Raw genomic sequence first — 18,454 nt, 5'->3', positions numbered from 1 at the left:
GCAGATTAACCATAGATATTTACGTTGGCGCAGTACTGTCAGTGGAATTCGAGTTTGAACCCATGAAGTTCGGTAGCCGCGTAGGCCCGAGACGTTCCGAAGCCACGGAACCCGCAGCGTCGTGGGAAAATGCCGGCGTGCCGGCCGGCCAATCCTCCACAGAAATCACCAAGGGCGTGCTTAGCCTTGCCGGCGTGGTCGGCTTTTTTCGCGAGAACGGTCAACGCATTCTGATGCTCGCCGCGGTGATCTTCGCGGTCGGTGTCATCTTGCTGATGTTGATCCCGGCGCGCTACGCGGCGACTGCGCTTGTCGTGGTCGACCCGCGCGAGCAGCGCGTTACAGCCGATCAGGACGTGCTGCCGGGGATCGGGCAAGATGCCGCAGCGCTGCAGAGCTATGTCGAGATCGCCAAATCGGACGGATTTCTCGGGCCGCTGATCGACCAGCTCAAGATCGCCGAGGACAGCGACATCTCTGGCGGCAGGACCGATCCCACCCGCCTGCTCGACCGGTTTCGCAGCCGGCTCGATATCTCCAGGCGCGGATTAACCTATGTGATCGCCATCAAGTTCACGTCCAACGACCCGCGGCGCGCGGCGTACTACGCCAATGCGGTGGCCGAGGCGTTCGTCGCCAGCCAGCGCGGAACCCGCAGCGTGGCGACCGACGAAGCGGCCGACTGGCTGAAGAGCCGGCTCAAGGCGTTGAACGACCGCCTGCGGTTGTCGGAAGATGCCGTCGCCAAATTCAAGCTCGAGCACCGGATCGTTAACGCCGGCAAGGAATCGACCACGCAGCAATTGCGGGTCACCGATCTGACGCAGCAGGTCGCCGCCGCGCGCGCCCGCGCCGAAGAGGCCAAGGCGCGCTATGAGCAGTCGCAACGCGACCTGAAGGCCAATGTCGACGGCCCGGTCAAGCAGGATCTGCTGAGCGTGCTGCGTGCCCAGCGGTCCGCCCTCAACGACCAGATCGCGCAGAAGCGTGCCGTGCTCGGCGATCGCCATCCCGACCTGGTGATGTCGCTCAGCCAGTTGAGCGACCTCAACCGGCAGATCGAGATCGAGCGGAAGAAGAACATCGACACCGCAAAGTCGGAATACGAGGCGCAGCGCGACCAGCAGAAGGCGCTGGAAGACCAGCTGAAGGCGGCCGAGCAGCAGATCCTGGTCGACGGTCAGGCGCTCGTTAAGCTGCAGGAATTGCAGCGCGACGCCGACGCCAACAAGAACATCTACGAGCAGTTCCTCTCGCGCTACAGGACGACCGACGAGCAGCGCGGTTTGCAGAGCTCGCAGACCAAGGTTGCATCGCCGGCGACGCCGCCGGTGCGTTCGACGCTTCCGCCGCTGCCTCTGCTGCTCGTCGCACTCGCGATCGTTTCGCTGCTGACGTCGACGGCGATTGTCGCCATTCCCGGTCTGAAGCCGTTTCCGATCAAGGCCGTTCCCGTGCCGCGTCGCGCCGAAGCGCCGCCCGCGCCGCAGCCTGCGCTGCCGCCGGGATTGCCGGTGCTGGCCCGCATTCCCAACATGGTGTCGCCAGATGCCGTCAGGAGCGTCTGGCAGACCCCGATTGCAACGACGGCCGAGCCCGATCTCATCCCGCATCTTCAACTGCTGGTCGAGAACATCGAGCAGCTTCCGGGAGATCACGGCAAGGTGGCGCTGCTGCTGTCGGTCGAGGCCGGTGCGGGCGGCAGCACCGTCGCGCGGTCGCTGAACCGATCCGCCGTCAAGAACGGGACGCTCAGCGTCCTGATCGAGATGGAATCCAGGCGGGCCGAGGCCACGCCGCCGCAAGGTTCGGGGATCATCAAGGCCGATCTGCCGTCCGTCGTCGAGCTGCTGGGCGCCAGCAGCAAGGCGCCGCCATATCCGCCGGACGATATTCGCGGCGATTTCGGCCTGATCATCGTCGACGCGTCGTCGCTTGCGATGCAGCCGGCTGCGGTGGCGCTGGCGGCGCATGCCGATCTGGTGATCCTGGTGGTTCGCGAGGGTGCCGCCAACGCGGCTTCCATCGCCAAGGCGAGAGCTGATCTGTCGAGGTCCGGTTCGGTGCCGACAGCGCTTGTCGTCAACCGCGTGGCCGGCAATGCCGCGGTTCGCGGCCGTCAGGGCGAAGCCCTGGGATTGGCAAGTTGAAGAGGCTTAGAACATCGGTTCTGATTGAATCAGAACCGATGCTCTAACTTTCTTTTGACGCGTTCTCTTCACACGAACCGGCGTCCACTTCGCTCGTAAACGCTTAGTCCTTGCTATCGGCGACGCGGACTGCGTAGGCGCCACTCTTCGACGACGCCAGATGCGTCAGCACCAGGATTGACGGATCGACGCCGGTCCGGCGGCGGCACAGCACGTTGAGGGCGATGGCGGTAAGCACCAGCGACACGGTGGCCGCAATCGCAGCGCCGAGCACGCCGAGCCAGGGGATCAGCACGACAAATCCCACCAGCCGAAACGCCACGTTGGCGGCGACGACCGGAACATAGTCACGCTCATGGCCGGTCAGCTGCAGAACCGCGGCGGACGGTCCGCCCGCCGCCTGGAACGCCGTTCCGATTGCGAGCACGATCAGCACCCACTGCTGCGCGGCGAAATGCGGCCCGAACAGGCCGAGCAAATAGGGGGCGCCGACCCAGACGATGACGAGCCCGCTGAGCACGCAAAGCGCGGTCACCTCGGCCATCAGCTTCAGCGTATGTTCGAGTTCGCCGTGATTCTTGCTGAAATACAGCGAGGGGAGCCGGCGCGCGCCGAACGTGTAGAGCGCAGCCGAGAGCATGGCGAAGATGTTCGCCAGACGCGATGCGGCGAAATAGACGCCAGCCGTGGCCGGATCGAGCATCCAGTAAACCAGGATGACGTCGAAATACTGGTTGGCCGCTTCAAGAATGGATGAGAGCCAGAAGCGGAATGCGCTCCGGTTCCAGCGTGCGGTCTCAAGGCGGGCGGTGACCGCGCGCAGGTTCGGCAGCGCGCGCACGACGGACACGATCTGCACGGCGAGGCCCAGCGCCATCGCGGCCGACATCGCGGTGAACAGCTCCGCCGGGGTGAGCTGCCGGTGGCCGAGCAGCACCGCCACCAGGAACAAAACAACGGCAACCCGCCAGAAGAACTCGCGGTTGCCTTCCCCCATCAGAATGCTGACCAGGGATCGCGCGATCTGGCTGCCGAGCATCAGCCCGGCATTGACGGCCGCAAACGCCGACACCGACAGGACCAGCAGCCACCACTCGCCGCGAATGACCGCCGCCGCCGCGATCGCGGCGATCGAAATCAGCATGCCGACCGCGGAGTACTTCAGGCTCGACAGCAGGACGCCTTTGGTGAGGTCGGCCTGGCCGCGCACCTGGTATTCGTTGAGGAAGCGAACGAGCAGCAGTTCCTGGCCGACCAGGCCCACGACCGATGCGATCTGGGCGACAGAAAGCCAGGTCGCAAAATCTCCAAACGCGTCGGCCGTCATGGTCCGCGCGGCCAGCGAGAACAGCGCGAATGCCAACCCGCCGCTACCAACCTTGAGCAGGATGGTCCCGGCAACGCCGCGCGTCACATCGCGCCGCAGCAGTTGGAGAACAGAGTCAATCACCAGAGATATCTCAATATCCAGTCAGGCTGTCGACCGTAGCAATCGGTCAAGCCGCGAGTGTTAATGTTGTCTTGCTAAGATTCCGTTCCTTCCGGCTGGCCTCCGCGCGCCTCGCGGTTGTGAACCAGGTCAACCCGTCGCCTTGCTCCATTCTGGAACGGCGCCGGGCGCTGTCTCCAAACGGTGCAGATCGGGTGTTTCTCCGAAGCTCGGTCGAAAGGCGAGGACCGCGCCGGGTGAGGCCGCGTCTGCGTGCCAAGGGCGTCCGTCGAGGCTCCATGGCCACGCGATAGACCTGCCATCCTGCTGGTGAGCCTCCAAATGTTCGGTTTCATGACGGTCTTTGGTGCAAGCCATGTGCCGAGAGCCTGCCGATCGCAGTCGGCACGTTTTCATTAACCTCAATCATGGAACTCGTCGTGTTCGTTCGGGAAGGCCGCACGGCAGGCAGGGAAATTGCAGTTCTGCGGTCAATTAGCCGTTGGAGCGGACAAACATGATTGCCGAGGAAAGCACGACCAGGCCGATCGCGACCTGCGGGGCCGAGGTCATCGAAGCGGATGTCGCGATCGTGGGCGCCGGTTTGGCGGGCTCGCTTGCGCGAGCCGTGCTTGCCCGGGCCGGCTACCGGGTCGTTCTGATCGACAAGCGCGCGATTCCTCCTGACGAATTCCGCGTCGAAAAGATCGCGGGACGGCAGATCGACATTCTGCGCCGCCTCGGCTTCATCGACGATGTCGAGGCCGTCGCCGCGCCCTATGACAGGGTGCTCAACATCAGGGACGGCAGGCTGATCGATATCGGCGTCGGCCGGTCCTACGGAATTTCCTATGCCAACCTCGTCAACATGGCCCGCGACCTGTCGCCTGATACGTCGAGCTTCCTGCTCGACCAGGTGACCAATGTCAGTTGCAGCGACGACCGTCAGCAGTTGACGCTGGCCTCCGGCAAACGCATCGTTTCGCGCCTGGTCATTCTGGCGACCGGCATGGCCGGTGCGCTTGGCTACAGTCTCGGCATGCGCCGGCAGGTGATCGCTGCGCGTCACTCGGTTTCGTTCGGCTTCACGATCGCACGGCCGGACAACGCGCCGTTCGATTTCAATGCGCTGACCTGCTATGGCAAGAAGGCGGCTGACGGCGTCGACTATCTCAGCCTGTTTCCGATGTCGGGCGGCATGCGGGCGAACCTGTTCATGTTCCGCGATCCGGCCGATCCGATCATGCGCGAGCTGCGCCGCGACACCAGGCGGACGTTGTTTCGCCTGATGCCGGGATTGAAGACCTATCTCGGCGACTTCGAGGTCGTCGGCCCGGTGCAGAACTGGGTCATGGACCTGACCGCGACCGAGGGCCATCTGCAGCCGGGCGTCGTGCTGATCGGCGATGCCTACCAGACCAATTGTCCGGCCGCCGGAACCGGCGTCAGCCGTCTGCTGGTGGATGTCGAACGCCTCTGCACCGAATATGTGCCACGCTGGCTCGAGACCGACGGCATGGGCACGGAGAAGATTGCGCAGTTCTATTCCGATCCGGACAAGCTCGCCGCAGACCAGCTTTCGCTGCAACTGGCGCGCTACCGGCAGGACTTGACATTGAACACCGATGCACGCTGGACGATGCAGCGGAAGCTACACTTCCTGCGCCGCGCGATCACGCATCGGGTGGACCGGATTCATCCGGGATGGGTGATGCGCGTCCGCAGCGCGCTCCGTTAGAGCGTATTCGGACGAAGTGGGCGCCGGTTCGCGTGAAGAAAACGCGTCAAAGCAAGAACCCAGAGCTATGACGCCGCACACTCGGTGTCGTCCCGGCGAAAGCCGGTACCCATAACCGCAAATATTTGTGGCGCGAAGGCCGGGGCCCCAGCTTGTTCTAACGACAGCCATCGGTGGTTATGGGTCCCGGATCGCGCGGAGCCTGTCATCGGGCGGCGCTTCGCGCCGACCCGTTGGCTTGTCCGGGACGACGACCGAGTTTTCCTGAACCGAAGCGCGAGGCGTCCGCAAAAAACACCTGGCTAGCTCTTGGCAAACTCCTGGCGGCGCTACCGCGTGCCGGTCGAGGTGCGGATCGGCCTGAAGTCGGTCAACCGCTTGGCGGCCTGCTTGATCCAGGGCGCTTGTTTCAGCGCAAACAGCGCAAGCGAGCCGGCCGCACTGCCGGCCTGGGTCACGCTCGACATCGGCGTGGGCTGTCCCCCGAACTGCATCTTGTAGGGTTCGTCACCGATGGTGAAGTCGAGCACCCGATCGCCGCGCTCGATGCAGTCCCGCGCGACCCGTTCGAAGGTCAGCGCGCCGATCGACTGGCTCTTGTATCCCTCGATATCGAACGCCGTCATGACGACGAGGAGGCTGTCGCGATGAGATAGCCCAAGGGCGGTGGCAATGACCTCGCCGTCCATCTTCATGGCATAGAGCCGCGCAAAGGAGCCGACGCCGCGCAGCGCCACGCTCGAATAGAAATCGAAATATTCCAGACGCTGCAGCAGGTCGCCGTCACCATGCGCCTGGAACCGCGGACCGCGAAACTTCTTCATCACCTCCATCGCCTCGCCGACGGAGGTGCTGTCGTCGCAGCATGAGAAGGTGAGGGTGCCTTTCTTGTGGATCTGGCGCCATTTCTTTGCCAGCTCCTTTTGATAGGACTTCCCCAACGCGTTGATCTGCCATTGCTCGAACGGTGCAGACAGGACCGTCGCGTAGGCGTTGGTATCCATCAGGCTGCGGTGAGGCGCTCCGAGCAGATTCTCGATCGGCATCTTGGCATCGAGCAGCTTCGGTATGCGCAGCAGATCGAATGGCCGGACCAGGTCTCGAAGCCTCTCGCAGGCCCGCTCGTCCCGCAGCAGGTCGGCAAATGTCGCGATGCTGCAGACCGGCGACAGGTAGTCTGACACACGGAGGTCCGCGAATTCGATCGTGCGCATCGGCCCGCGGCGCACGCGCAGCAGCGGCAGCACAGCCGCCAGCGCCTTGCTTGCGCGATGCCTGATGACGACGACCAGCGGCTTCGCAGCCGCGGCGGGCGCGAGCTTTCGATAGAGGCTGTCCAGCCACAGCGGATGCTGGAAGGCGGTCGCATCCGATCCTTCAAACAACGTCGCGTATTCTTCGGACAGGAAGTCGAATGCGTCGTCGATGCAGACATCGAACGCGTCATCGTTCTTATTCATGCGAAACCAAACAAACGGGTTTTCAAAGTGCCGATCGAGCCGGCGTGGATACCCTTATAGCAAAGGCTGATGAGGTCGGGCACCGGTAGAATACGATTTGTATTAATGTACTGCGTCGACCTTTGCGCATTGTTGCTGATCTAAGGTCACAGCGGTGAACGGATCGCTTGTGACGCCTCACCTGTCGGTATCGTTAACAATCTCGTTACGGCCCGAGATCATCGCGCATCGCGCGGCTGGCGCGCGACTGGACCGGATATTGCAATTATGGGCAGGTAAGCACTGGAGCCCTTGGTGAAATGTTGACTGACAACCAAAACGCCCGCATTTCGGATGCAATTTCGCCCGCGCGCGTCGATCGCGAGCGGACGCTGCGTCTCAATTCAGACACGGCTGCTCCAGTTGTCCGGATTTGCAACACTTCGGGTGACCCGCAGCCGGCTGCATCGGCGGATCTACCGGCCGGATCATCGCTGCCAGGCGGAATGCGGGAGCGTCGCATCAATCCTGTCGGCAGAGCTGCGACCGCCGGCGTTCTCCGGGCAACCATTGGCGGGCTGCGGCTCGCCGTGCTCGATCGCGAGCAGACGGCGGGTTTCATGGTCGAGATGGTGCACCCGCAGCGGCGGGTCAGTCGGCCGCTGTATCTGACCTCGGCCAATGGCGAGGTGCTGTCGCGCTGCTCGACCGAGCCGATGACCGATCGGTTGTTCCGCACCGCCGACCTGATCAATGCCGACGGGCAACCGCTCGTCATGGTGTCCAAGCTGCGGTCATCGAACCCGCTGCCCGAGCGCGTCGCGACCACCGACCTGTTCCACGACGTCGCGTGCAAGGCGGAAGAGCTTGGGCTCACCTTCTATTTGCTTGGCGCCGACGATGCCGAGAACAAGGCGGCAATCGCCAATGTCCGCCGGGCCTATCCGGCCCTCAAGATCGTCGGCCATTCGCACGGCTATCTGCGCGGCGACGCGCTGCGGGCCAAGGTCGACGAGATCAACGCGCTGGCGCCGGACTTCCTCTGGGTCGCGCTCGGCGTGCCCTACGAGCAGGCTTTCGTCGATGAATTTATGCCGCAGCTTGGCAACGTCGGCGTCATCAAGACGTCAGGCGGATTGTTCAATTTCCTGTCGGGCTCGCGGCCGCGCGCGCCGAGGTGGATGCAGATCGTGGGACTCGAATGGGCCTGGCGGCTCTGGCTCGAGCCGCGCCGGCTGTTCTGGCGCTATTTGACGACCAATCCGCATGCCCTCTATCTGCTGTTCAACCGGACCCGATCCTCGTCAAGCAAAGACTGAAGCCTACCGCGTGCAATATGCACTCCGGCCCGATCCACCGGAGTGCCGAGCTCATTCAGTGAGCGGAGTACAATCGATATGGACGGACGAGCGCTCGATAGCTCGACCTGGCAGGCGCCCAGCGTCGAGGCGGAAAATTTCGCAAGAACCGTCGTCAACTGGTCGATCACCATCAACGTGATCATGTCGATGGGGACGTTCCACGCCGCGCTGCTGCCGACCGAGCTGACGCTGGTGCAGCAGGCCATCGCGCTGCTGATGTGGGGCGTGCTGATCTATGCCAGCCTGTTCATCCGTCCCTGCCTGCGGCTGGCCTTCAATCTCGACATGCTTGCAGTCATCGCATTCTACGCGTTCGCCACCATTTCCGTGTTCTGGACCAATCTGGGCGGTGCCGCCCTGATGAAGGCCGCGGCGCTCGCGATCACGACGCTTGGCGCGTTCTGCATGATCACCCGCGTCGACATCGACGACATCGTGAAAGCGACGACCCGCGGCCTGTTCGTGCTGATCGCGGCCTCTGCGCTCTGTGCCTTGGTTTTCCCTGACATCGGGGTCGATGACAGCTGGATGCACATGGGGCAATGGCAGGGCGTCTTCGAATCGAAGCAGACCCTGGGCTTTGCCGGTGCCTATCTGATGTTCTTCGCCTGCTATCGAAAGATAACCGGACAGGGATGGTTGCCCTTCCTCGTTACCTTCGCGCTCGCCTCGACCTGCGTCATTCTCTCGGAGTCGCGCGGCGCCGGCGCCCTGGCGCTGGTTGCCTGTGCGCTGGTGCTGACGTCGCTATGGTCCGTCAGGTGCATGCAGGTCTACGCGATCCTGCCATGCGTGATGTGCGTCGCGGCCGTGCTGCTGATCCTGTATTTCTACACGACCGGATACGACTCGATCCACGTCTTCGACACGACGATCGATTTCACCGAGAGAACCTTCATCTGGCAGTACGCCATCGGTCATTTCGATGACGCACCGCTGTTCGGATTTGGCATCAACGGATTCTGGACCAATCCGGCGATCTACGATTATTTCAACCAGAACCACGGCTGGGTGCTCGACAACTATCACAATGGCTATATCGCCATTCTGATCGAGACGGGATTCCTGGGCTATTTCCTGTTCACGGCAAGCGTCTTTCTGTTCTCCTACAAGATGCTTTGCCTGATCGCGGAGCGCACGATCGATCGTCTGCATTGTGCACTGATCATCGGGTTCGTGTTTCTCAACTGCCAGACCAACTTCACGGAGACGGTGTTCCTTCGTTCGACGATGTTCACATCGGTGCTGCTGATTGCGTTCTTCCTTGCCGTCTGCCGGCCGGTGCCGTCATCGCGTGCGCGCGAGCTGGAGCAACCATGACGGCGTTCCGATCGCTTTTGCAGGGAACCTTCAGCGCGCTGGTGGCGGCGGCGCTGTCTGCGGTGCTGATGTCGCCGGCGAATGCCGCGGGGCAGGGCGCGTCCCCGGACGTCGCGGCACTGGGGCGCGGCATCAATATTCTCGGCTATGACGGCATCTGGAAAGGACACCAGAACGCGCCTTTCCGCCTGGAAAACCTCAATACGATCCGCCAGGCCGGCTTCTCGCATGTCAGGATCAACTTCTTCGGCTTCAGGCACATGGAGTCCGGAAACATCCTGGATGAAGCCGTCTTGGGGCGCCTCGATGGCATGATCGAGGACGTGCTGGCGCGGAAGCTGATCCCGATCCTCGACGAGCACGACACCGACCTCTGCCAGCGCGACGTACCGGAATGCACGGTGAAGCTCAAGGCGTTCTGGCGCCAGATCGCGGCGCGCTATGCGGGAAAATACCCGAGGTTGGTGTTCGAGATCCTGAACGAACCCGGCGGCAACATGACCTCGGCCGAATGGAATGCGCTGCTCGGCGATTGTCTTGCCATCATCAGGGGCACGAATCCGACGCGCATTGTCGTTGTCGCCGTCCTGAACATCGACGAACTGCCGGTTGACGAATTGGCGCTGCCGGCCGGCGACAGAAACCTCATCGTCACGTTCCACTATTATGCGCCGATACGATTTACCCATCAGGGCGCGCCGTGGTCGGCAACCTTCTCGAAGATTGCCCCGCTCAACTGGGGCTCCGCCGAAGACGAGGCGAAGGCAGCCGCGGATTTCGACAAGGTCCGGTCCTGGTCGGAGAAGGAGATGCGTCCGATCTATCTCGGCGAGTTCGGCGTCTACGAGCGCGCGCCGGCGGAGAGCCGCGGGAAATACCTGTCGTTCGTGGCGAGACGCGCCGAAAGCTTCGGCTGGGCGTGGGCCTATTGGCAGTTCGATCACGATTTCGCGGCATTCGATGGCGCCCGGCAACGCTGGAACCGCGATATTCTCCGCGCAATCATTCCGTCGGTCCGCTAGTCCGCCCGCCGCGCGGCGGCCTTCGCCTCAGGATCGGTCGACGTCCTTGACGACGCGATTGTCGCGCGCGGTGAGTACGCCGCCCTTGTACACCGAGCGCCCGGAGGGCCGCGCGACCACGGCCTCCTGGATATGCGCAGCATTCAAGGTCACGAAATCGGCCTTGTCCCCCACACGCAGGCCGTAACCTTCCAGCCGCAGAGCCTTGGCGCCGGCCGCGGTGACCATGTCGAACGCGATCGCGAGCTCGTCATCGGTGTAGAAGCCCGAGCGGTATCCGATCATCATCGCGCGGCCCAGCATGTCGCCGTCGCCATAGGGCCACCAGCTGTCCCTGATATTGTCGTTGCCGCTGAACACCGTGACGCCGGCGTTCCTGAGCGTGGCGACCGGCGGGAACGGCCGGCTGCCCGGCGCATTCGTCATGATCGCCACGCCGGAGCGGGCCAGGATGTCGGCAGTCTTCTTCAGCGCGTCCGCAGGAATGTCGCCGAGCCCGTAGGCGTGGCTGACGGCGACGCGGCCCTCCATGCCGAGCGCACGCGTCCGCGCCGCGATCTGCTCGACCTCGAAGGCGCCGAGCATGCCGCCATCATGAAGATGGATATCGACATCGACGCCGTGCTTGTGCGCGACGCCGAAGACGACATCGAGATGCCCCTCGACATCCCGATCGAAGCTTGCGGGATCGAGCCCACCGACCACATTGGCGCCGAGCCTGATCGCCTCGTCGAGCAATTGCGGCGTGCCGGGACTGCCGAGAATCCCGCTCTGCGGAAACGCCACGAGCTGGATGTCGATCAGATCCCGGTATTCCTCGCGCACCCTCAGGATGGTCTCGAGCGATTTCAGCCCCACCGAACCGTCGACCATGACGTGACTGCGCATCTGCGTCGTGCCATGTCCGATGCAAAGGTCGAGCTGGTTCCGCGCGCGAACGTACATCGGTGCGGCGGCGGCAAGGTTCTCTGCCTGAAACGCCACCCGTTCATGGACATTGAAGCCATTGGTGCAGGGACGGTGCGGCCGCCAGGTGTCGCCATAGAAGCTGGTATCGAGATGGATGTGACCCTCGACGAAGCCGGGCACGACAAGCGCGTTGCCGAGATCGACGATCTCGACCCCGGCCGGGCGCTCGGCCCTCGCTTCGATCGCAACGATGCGGCCGTCGCGAACCAGCATGTCGCTGCCAGCACCGTCACCGAGCCTGGCATTGATGAAGAGTTTGTCGGCGGGCATCGAGTCTGTCCTTCTTGTCGCTTGCGTCGCATGCAGATCGCGCTGTGCGCCGCGTCTTGCCTTGCATGGTCCGAGGAATAATACTCGCGCGGGACAGGCAGACAAGGAACCGAGAGTGTTGCAGGACATTGCGAGCAGGGACGGGTTCGATGTCAAGCGCGCAGCGTTTGCCGCGACCATCGGCAACATGCTGGAGTTCTACGACTTCATCACCTACAGCTTCTTTGCGACCGAGATCGGGCGCACTTTCTTCCCCGCGCACAGTGAATACGGCAGCCTGATGCTGTCGCTTGCAACCTTCGGCGCCGGGTTTCTGACGCGCCCGATCGGCGGCATCGTGCTCGGCATCTTCTCCGACCGGGTCGGCCGGCGGCCGGCAATGTTGCTGAGCTTCGCCTTGATGGGCGGCGCGATCCTGACCATCGCGCTGACGCCCTCCTATGCCGCAATCGGCATCGTGGCCCCGATCATCGTGATCCTGGCGCGCATGGTGCAGGGATTTGCACTCGGCGGCGAGGTCGGGCCGACCACGGCCTATCTGATCGAGATCGCAGCACCCAGGGATCGCGGTCTGGTGGTGGCATGGCAACCGGCCAGCCAGGAGATCGCGGCCACGATCGGCGCGCTGGTCGGCGTCATCCTGAGCAGCACCATGGCGCCCGACATGCTGCAGGCCTACGGATGGCGGGTCGCATTCCTGCTCGGGGCGGTCTGCCTGCCGTTCGGCATATGGATGCGCCGCACGCTGCCGGAAACCGTTGCTCACGGCGAGCATGCTGTCGGGAGCGCCGAAAGTCCGAGCCATGTTGCGCAGGCACGTCGGCATCTCCGCGTGATCGTGCTGGCGGTGATGATCCTGGCCAGCGGCACCATCTCGACCTACGTGACGCAATACATGACGACCTACGCCAAGAACACGCTGCATGTCTCGCCGTCGCTGGCGTTCACCGTATCGCTGGTCAGCAATGGACTGCAGATCATCGGTGCGTTGCTGGGCGGCTGGCTCGCCGACCGGCTCGGACGCAAGCCGATCATGATCTGGCCGCAGCTCGTCGTGCTGGTGCTGACCTATCCGGCCTTCCTGTGGATCGTCCACGATCCCGGCGCCTGGTCGCTGCTGTTCGGCTTCGGCATCCTGTCGTTCATCGGATCGCTGCCGTTCACCGCGTTCTATGCCGCCTTCACCGAAGCCTTGCCGCAGAACATCCGCGGCGGCGTGTTCGCGACCATCTATGCTGTTGCGATCGCGACGTTCGGCGGCACCGCGCAACTCGTGGTCACGTGGTTGCTGCACGCGACAGGAGATCCGCTGGCGCCCTCCTGGTATCTGCTGCTCGCGGCGGCGGTCGGCATCGTCGCGATGAGCCTGATGCCCGAGACCGCCCCGGTGAAGGTCGGCGAGAAGTAACGCCGGCGAACGCGCTCAATCCATGTCGCGAAAGGCGTGGCCGTTGGCCTCGATCTCTTTCACGAGCTGCGGCGGCAGATTGGCTTGCGCCGAGGTGCCGTCGAACACCCAGTCCTTGGCGTCGGCAAGGTCGGGGAGACCTGCGCCCTTGCGGACGTAGAGACCAACCGACGCCTTCATCGGGTTGATGTAGAGATCGTAGTCCATTGCGCGCCTCCTTTCCATTTCACGTTAGCGGAAGCCCCGGCAACGGCCGGAGACTTCCCGGATGAGTCAACGCCGGTAAGACTAGGCGGGTTTCTTCGCCTCCGGCGCAAGCACCACCGACGCTTCGCCGGTCAGCATCAGGAAGGTGATGGTCTCCTGGAAATACAGCTGGACCGTGGTTGCCGAGTGGCTGAGATAGCCGATCGAAAGGTCCTGGCCGATCGAGAGCTGGAAATCGCCGCCGCGGGTGGTGAGCAGCACGCCACCCTCGATCGCCGGCGCCCAGATGATCTTGCCGTCGACCAGGCGCTGGATGTGCTGCAGCACCGGGTAGCCGTCATCGGTCGCGCCGCCGATCGCGGTATAGGGCTCGGTGCCGAGCAAGAGCGTATAGGGGCCGTTGACGCCGGCGAGCCGCAACTGGCTGACCGCCTGCGCGACTACGTTGGGGTAATTCTTGACGCTCGCCGGCAGCGTCAGCACCGGGTTGCTGCTGCCCTGGCGGATGCCCTGGATGCCGGCGGCGGCGTAACCATCGAACACCGCACGATCCTCCGCGAAGGCCATCTTGCGCGCAGCCGTCTTGAGCGGATCCCAGTCGGAATCATTGGAGCCGCGCTCGACGTCGTCAATCGCCTGGCGCGAGAGCTCGAACGGCACGCGCAGCTCGACCAGCGCACGGACATCGCGCTGCGTCGCCTCGACCCCGTCGCCGGGCGTCGAAATTTTCTTGAGATGGCCGGTGCCGACGGCGGAGAAATCGGTGCCCTTCGGACCATCGACGTCGACGACACGGCGCGCCGCCAGATGGCGCTTCAACGTGCGCAAAGCTTCCTCCTCGATCTGCGCCCATGCCGCGTCTGAGATAGGGGCAAGTCCCCGATGCAGATTATTCATGTCCAGCCTCTCCTTTCAGTGAGCCGATCCCGAGCGAGCCGTCGGACGGCGGTATTCTTGGTGCGGGTGCGTCGGCAGCTTCGGCATCATCCAGGGACGGCTCGGCGGGCGCGGCTGCAGGCGGCGCGCTCGCGACATCCTCCAGGAAGGTCGCCGACGGGACGAAGAACAGCGTGCCGGTGACGGCGCGGCTGAAATCGAGCAGCCGGTCGTAATTGCCTGGCGGCTTGCCGACGAACATGTTCTCCAGCATCTGCTCGATCCGGTGCGGTGATTTGGCGTAGCCGATGAAATAGGTGCCGAACTCGCCCTTGCTGATGTTGCCGAACGGCATGTTGTCGCGGAGGATATCGAGCTCCTCGCCGTTCTCCACGATCGTTGTCAGGGCATTGTGCGCGTAGCTCGGCTTCACCGTATCGTCGAGCTCGATATCGGACAGCTTGGTGCGGCCGATGATCTTCTCCTGCATCTCGACCGGTAGCTCGTTCCACTTCTTCATGTCGTGCAAGTATTTTTGTACGATCACATAGCTGCCGCCGGCGAAGTCCGCGTCCTCGTCGCCGATGATGGTGGCCTCCAGGGCGGCCTGGTCCTCCGGATTCTCCGTGCCGTCGACAAAGCCGAGCAGGTCGCGCTCGTCGAAATATTTGAAGCCGTGAACTTCGTCCGAGGTGGCGACGGCATCGCCGAGCCGCGTCATGATCTGGGTCGCGAGCTCGAAGCACAGGTCCATCGGCACGGCGCGGATGTGAAACAGCAGGTCGCCCGGCGTTGCGACGGCGTGATGGACGCCATGGATCTCGCGAAACGGATGCAGGCCTGTCGGCTTCGGCGCGCCAAACAGCCGATCCCACGCGTCAGAGCCGATCCCCATGACGCAAGACAGCCGGCCCTCGAGATCGCGGAAGCCCACGGCGCGCACCAGCGCGGCCAGATCGGCGCACAGCGACCGCACCACCGCATCATATTCCGGATTGGGCTTGATCGTGACCGCAAGGAAGATGGCCGCGCGCGTCAGCTTCGCAGCGACCGGTTGCGGAACGGCTGATGGCACGCATCTCTCCTTACTAAACGGCTAGTCCACGAGGACAAAACAGCTGGTTCTGGACGTCGGATCGACGTTCAGAGAGAGGCAGAGGAGCATGCAACTGGAACCTTTACAATACCTCGAATGCAGAGGTGCCTGCGTCAATCGACGGGCTTGCCGGACTTCTCCTCCTCGAGGGTCACTGCAATCGCGGCGTTGGCCGACAGCCGCACCTTGCTGCCTTCGACACCGGCGACGAAGCCGAGCTCGATATAGTGGTGATGGCCCTTGTGGAAGCCGTCGCTTTCGCTTTTCTTGAGCTTGATGCGGTTGCCTTCGACGCGATCGACGGTGCCGACATGCACGCCATCGGCGCCGATGACCTCCATGTTGTCCTTGATGTTCTGTGTCATGGCGCTCTCCCTGGTTGAAGGCCAGCTTTGCATATGATGCCGGCAGACGACGCGGCGATGACAGCGCGTCGCCTGTGCAATCCGGGCTTGTCTCACACCGGTTCGTATTCGTCCGCCGCTGCGGTCTCCGGCCTCTTGCCGTTGAAGGTGAGGCCGGCCTTGGTGGCGGAAAGCTTCACCTGCGAGCCGTCGCGCACATCGCCGGCGAGGATCATTTCGGCGAGCGGATCCTGCACGCTGCGCTGGATCACCCGCTTCAGCGGACGGGCACCATAGGCTGGATCCCAGCCTTTCTCCGCCAGCCAGTCGCGCGCTTTCGGCTCGAGCTCCAGCTCGATCTTGCGATCCTCCAGCAGCCTGCGCAGCCGCGAAAACTGGATCTCGACGATGCGGCCCATGTCGCTCTTCTGCAGCCGGTGGAACAGGATGATCTCGTCGATCCGGTTGAGGAATTCGGGGCGGAAATGCGCCCGCACCATGTTCATCACCTGCTCGCGCACCGCGCTCGTGCTCTGGCCCTCAGGCTGGTTGACGAGGTACTCGGCGCCGATGTTCGAGGTCATGATGATCAGCGTGTTGCGGAAATCGACGGTGCGGCCCTGGCCGTCGGTGAGGCGGCCGTCGTCCAGCACCTGGAGCAGTACGTTGAAGACATCGGGGTGCGCCTTTTCGATCTCGTCGAACAGCACGACTTGGTAGGGCCGCCGCCGCACCGCTTCCGTGAGCGCGCCGCCCTCGTCATAGCCGACATAGCCGGGCGGGGCGCCGATCAGCCGCGACACCGAGTGCTTCTCCATGTATTCGGACATGTCGAGGCGGATCATCGCGGTCTCGTCGTCGAACAGATATTCGGCGAGCGCCTTCGCGAGCTCGGTCTTGCCGACGCCGGTGGGCCCCAGGAACATGAACGAGCCGATCGGCCGGTTGGGATCCTGCAGCCCCGCGCGGGCGCGACGCACTGCGGTCGACACCGCGCGGACCGCTTCGGCCTGGCCGACGACTCGCTTGCCGAGCATCTCCTCCATGCGCAGCAGCTTGTCCTTTTCGCCCTCCAGCATCTTGTCGACCGGCACGCCGGTCCAGCGCGACACCACCTGCGCGATATTGTCCGCGGTCACGGTCTCGCTCGCCGACGAAGTCTCGCTGGCCTCGACCGCGGCGAGCTTCTTCTCGAGCTCCGGAATCCGGCCATAGGCCAGTTCGCCCGCCTTCTGGAATTCGCCGCGGCGCTGCGCATTGGCAAGCTCGGTGCGCAACTGCTCGAGCTCGCCCTTCATCTTCTGCGCATCCGAGAGCTTGCTCTTTTCCGACCGCCATTTCGACGTCATGTCCGCCGATTTCTTCTCGAGATCCACGAGATCCTTCTCGAGCGTCTGCAGCCGGCTCCTGGAGCCGAGATCGGTCTCCTTCTTCAGCGCCTCCTGCTCGATCTTGAGCCGGATGATCTCGCGGTCGAGCGAGTCGAGCTCCTCCGGCTTGGAATCGACCTGCATCTTCAGCCGCGCCGCGGCCTCGTCCATCAGGTCGATGGCCTTGTCGGGCAGGAAACGGTCGGTGATGTAGCGGTTCGACAGCGTGGCGGCGGCGACCAGCGCCGAATCCGCGATCCGCACGCCGTGATGCTGCTCGTATTTATCCTTCAGGCCGCGCAGGATCGAGATGGTGTCCTCGACCGTCGGCTCGGAGACGAACACCGGCTGGAAACGCCGGGCCAGCGCGGCGTCCTTTTCGACATGCTTGCGGTATTCGTCGAGCGTGGTTGCGCCGATGCAATGCAATTCGCCGCGGGCGAGCGCGGGCTTCAAGAGGTTCGATGCGTCCATCGCGCCGTCGCCCTTGCCGGCGCCGATCAGGGTGTGCATCTCGTCGATGAACAGGATGATGCCGCCCTCGGCGGACGTCACCTCCTGCAGCACAGCCTTGAGCCGCTCCTCGAACTCGCCGCGATATTTTGCGCCCGCGATCAGCGCGCCGAGATCGAGTGCGAGCAGCGCCTTGTCCTGCAGGCTTTCCGGCACGTCGCCATTGACAATGCGCAGCGCCAGACCCTCGACGATCGCGGTCTTGCCGACGCCGGGCTCGCCGATCAGGACGGGATTGTTCTTCGTGCGGCGCGACAGCACCTGGATGGTGCGGCGGATTTCCTCGTCGCGGCCGATCACCGGATCGAGCTTGCCGTCGCGCGCGGCCTGGGTGAGGTCGCGGGAATATTTCTTCAGCGCGTCATAGGCATTCTCGGCCGACGCGCTGTCGGCGGTGCGCCCCTTGCGCAGCGCGTTGATGGCGGCGTTGAGGTTCTGCGCGTTGACGCCCCCCTTGGCGAGCAGCTTGCCGGCCTCGCTGTCCTTGTCGGTCGCCAGCGCTTGCAACAGCCGTTCGACTGAGACAAAACTGTCGCCGGCCTTGTCGGCGGCCTGTTCCGCGGCGGCGAAGGCGCGCGCGGTCTCGGGCGCCATGTAGATCTGTCCCGAGCCTGCGCCGCTGATCTTCGGCACCTTGGCCAGCGCATCCTCGGTTGCCTTGAGGATCGCGCGCGAGTTGCCGCCGGCGCGGTCGATCAGGCCGGCCGCGAGGCCTTCATTGTCGTCGAGCAGCACTTTCAGGAGATAGAGCGTCGAGAACTGCTGATGTCCCTCGCGCATGGCGAGCGATTGTGCCGACTGGATGAAGCCGCGAAGGCGGTCGGTATACTTCTCTATGTTCATCGTGGCACCTCAAGGCAAACAGAGGCTCATCGAGATCCAGTATGCCACGCATTCCAGCCGGCGACAGATGGCGGAACGATGACATCCATCATGCGGCAG

The 18,454-nt window shown here is 63.7% G+C and carries 14 protein-coding genes; 6 read left to right on the top strand and 8 right to left on the bottom strand.

Going from position 1 to position 18,454, the window contains the following annotated elements; all coding sequences use genetic code 11:
• The first annotated feature begins 62 nt into the window (after positions 1–62).
• Positions 63–2,150 (top strand): GumC family protein, encoded by a 2,088-nt coding sequence (locus tag G6P99_RS37485; protein WP_029080396.1) that lies wholly within the window; start codon positions 63–65, stop codon positions 2,148–2,150.
• 103 nt (positions 2,151–2,253) lie between these two features.
• Here G6P99_RS37485 and G6P99_RS37480 read toward each other — a convergent pair whose 3' ends face one another.
• The gene (locus G6P99_RS37480; RefSeq protein ID WP_029080395.1) at positions 2,254–3,600 is read right to left on the bottom strand and encodes a lipopolysaccharide biosynthesis protein; all 1,347 of its coding nucleotides are present in this window, start codon (positions 3,598–3,600) and stop codon (positions 2,254–2,256) included.
• A 496-nt stretch (positions 3,601–4,096) separates the two neighbouring features.
• Between G6P99_RS37480 and G6P99_RS37475 the strand changes: the two genes are divergently transcribed.
• Positions 4,097–5,317, top strand: coding sequence for an FAD-dependent oxidoreductase (locus G6P99_RS37475; protein WP_029080394.1), 1,221 nt, complete (start codon positions 4,097–4,099; stop codon positions 5,315–5,317).
• Positions 5,318–5,646: 329 nt separating this feature from the next.
• On the opposite strand, the gene G6P99_RS37470 is transcribed toward G6P99_RS37475, so the two are convergent.
• Complete coding sequence (locus G6P99_RS37470) at positions 5,647–6,777, bottom strand: GNAT family N-acetyltransferase (protein ID WP_029080393.1); 1,131 nt, start codon at positions 6,775–6,777, stop codon at positions 5,647–5,649.
• Between the two features lie 485 nt (positions 6,778–7,262).
• Here G6P99_RS37470 and G6P99_RS37465 point away from each other — a divergent pair, with 485 nt between their 5' ends.
• The 3 genes from G6P99_RS37465 (at position 7,263) to G6P99_RS37455 (ending at position 10,459) form a co-directional block, all read left to right on the top strand.
• A complete protein-coding gene (locus G6P99_RS37465) occupies positions 7,263–8,075 on the top strand; it encodes a WecB/TagA/CpsF family glycosyltransferase (RefSeq protein ID WP_029080392.1) in 813 nt (270 codons plus the stop codon).
• 78 nt (positions 8,076–8,153) lie between these two features.
• Positions 8,154–9,437 (top strand): O-antigen ligase family protein, encoded by a 1,284-nt coding sequence (locus tag G6P99_RS37460; protein WP_165125728.1) that lies wholly within the window; start codon positions 8,154–8,156, stop codon positions 9,435–9,437.
• A complete protein-coding gene (locus tag G6P99_RS37455) occupies positions 9,434–10,459 on the top strand; it encodes a glycoside hydrolase family 5 protein (protein ID WP_029080390.1) in 1,026 nt (341 codons plus the stop codon). The genes G6P99_RS37460 and G6P99_RS37455 overlap by 4 nt, the downstream gene beginning before the upstream one ends.
• Before the next feature lie 27 nt (positions 10,460–10,486).
• Here the strand turns inward: G6P99_RS37455 and G6P99_RS37450 are convergent, their stop codons facing one another.
• Complete coding sequence (locus G6P99_RS37450; protein ID WP_165125725.1) at positions 10,487–11,698, bottom strand: amidohydrolase family protein; 1,212 nt, start codon at positions 11,696–11,698, stop codon at positions 10,487–10,489.
• Positions 11,699–11,885: 187 nt separating this feature from the next.
• Here G6P99_RS37450 and G6P99_RS37445 point away from each other — a divergent pair, with 187 nt between their 5' ends.
• Positions 11,886–13,106: an MFS transporter gene (locus G6P99_RS37445; protein WP_245284636.1), complete on the top strand. Its 1,221-nt coding sequence runs from the start codon at positions 11,886–11,888 to the stop codon at positions 13,104–13,106.
• A gap of 15 nt (positions 13,107–13,121) precedes the next feature.
• On the opposite strand, the gene G6P99_RS37440 is transcribed toward G6P99_RS37445, so the two are convergent.
• The 5 genes from G6P99_RS37440 to clpB form a co-directional block, all read right to left on the bottom strand.
• Complete coding sequence (locus G6P99_RS37440) at positions 13,122–13,313, bottom strand: hypothetical protein (protein WP_035976681.1); 192 nt, start codon at positions 13,311–13,313, stop codon at positions 13,122–13,124.
• Between the two features lie 81 nt (positions 13,314–13,394).
• Positions 13,395–14,210, bottom strand: a complete 816-nt coding sequence (locus G6P99_RS37435; RefSeq protein ID WP_029080387.1) for a family 1 encapsulin nanocompartment shell protein — start codon at positions 14,208–14,210, stop codon at positions 13,395–13,397.
• Positions 14,203–15,264 carry a Dyp-type peroxidase gene (locus tag G6P99_RS37430; RefSeq protein ID WP_029080386.1) on the bottom strand — a complete coding sequence of 354 codons (1,062 nt, stop codon included), beginning with the start codon at positions 15,262–15,264 and terminating at the stop codon, positions 14,203–14,205. Before G6P99_RS37430 ends, G6P99_RS37435 begins: the two co-directional genes overlap by 8 nt.
• 134 nt (positions 15,265–15,398) lie before the next feature.
• The gene (locus G6P99_RS37425; protein WP_029080385.1) at positions 15,399–15,650 is read right to left on the bottom strand and encodes a DUF2171 domain-containing protein; all 252 of its coding nucleotides are present in this window, start codon (positions 15,648–15,650) and stop codon (positions 15,399–15,401) included.
• A 92-nt stretch (positions 15,651–15,742) separates the two neighbouring features.
• Entirely contained in the window at positions 15,743–18,355 is a 2,613-nt protein-coding gene (gene clpB / locus G6P99_RS37420) for an ATP-dependent chaperone ClpB (protein ID WP_029080384.1), read from the bottom strand.
• Positions 18,356–18,454: the final 99 nt, after the last annotated feature.

It is taken from the genome of Bradyrhizobium sp. 6(2017), from assembly GCF_011058295.2.
In the GTDB taxonomy this organism is placed as follows: domain Bacteria; phylum Pseudomonadota; class Alphaproteobacteria; order Rhizobiales; family Xanthobacteraceae; genus Bradyrhizobium; species Bradyrhizobium septentrionale.
The sequence above is the reverse complement of the archived record's forward strand: the minus strand, read 5'-3'. Positions and strand labels throughout refer to the sequence as shown.

Coding starts and splice junctions, on each gene's coding strand:
- G6P99_RS37485 (WP_029080396.1), top strand. CDS start 63: ATGAAGTTCGGTAGCCGCGTAGGCCCGAGACGTTCCGAAGCCACGGAA.
- G6P99_RS37475 (WP_029080394.1), top strand. CDS start 4,097: ATGATTGCCGAGGAAAGCACGACCAGGCCGATCGCGACCTGCGGGGCC.
- G6P99_RS37470 (WP_029080393.1), bottom strand. CDS start 6,777: ATGAATAAGAACGATGACGCGTTCGATGTCTGCATCGACGACGCATTC.
- G6P99_RS37465 (WP_029080392.1), top strand. CDS start 7,263: ATGCGGGAGCGTCGCATCAATCCTGTCGGCAGAGCTGCGACCGCCGGC.
- G6P99_RS37460 (WP_165125728.1), top strand. CDS start 8,154: ATGGACGGACGAGCGCTCGATAGCTCGACCTGGCAGGCGCCCAGCGTC.
- G6P99_RS37455 (WP_029080390.1), top strand. CDS start 9,434: ATGACGGCGTTCCGATCGCTTTTGCAGGGAACCTTCAGCGCGCTGGTG.
- G6P99_RS37450 (WP_165125725.1), bottom strand. CDS start 11,698: ATGCCCGCCGACAAACTCTTCATCAATGCCAGGCTCGGTGACGGTGCT.
- G6P99_RS37445 (WP_245284636.1), top strand. CDS start 11,886: ATGCTGGAGTTCTACGACTTCATCACCTACAGCTTCTTTGCGACCGAG.
- G6P99_RS37440 (WP_035976681.1), bottom strand. CDS start 13,313: ATGGACTACGATCTCTACATCAACCCGATGAAGGCGTCGGTTGGTCTC.
- G6P99_RS37435 (WP_029080387.1), bottom strand. CDS start 14,210: ATGAATAATCTGCATCGGGGACTTGCCCCTATCTCAGACGCGGCATGG.
- G6P99_RS37425 (WP_029080385.1), bottom strand. CDS start 15,650: ATGACACAGAACATCAAGGACAACATGGAGGTCATCGGCGCCGATGGC.
- clpB (WP_029080384.1), bottom strand. CDS start 18,355: ATGAACATAGAGAAGTATACCGACCGCCTTCGCGGCTTCATCCAGTCG.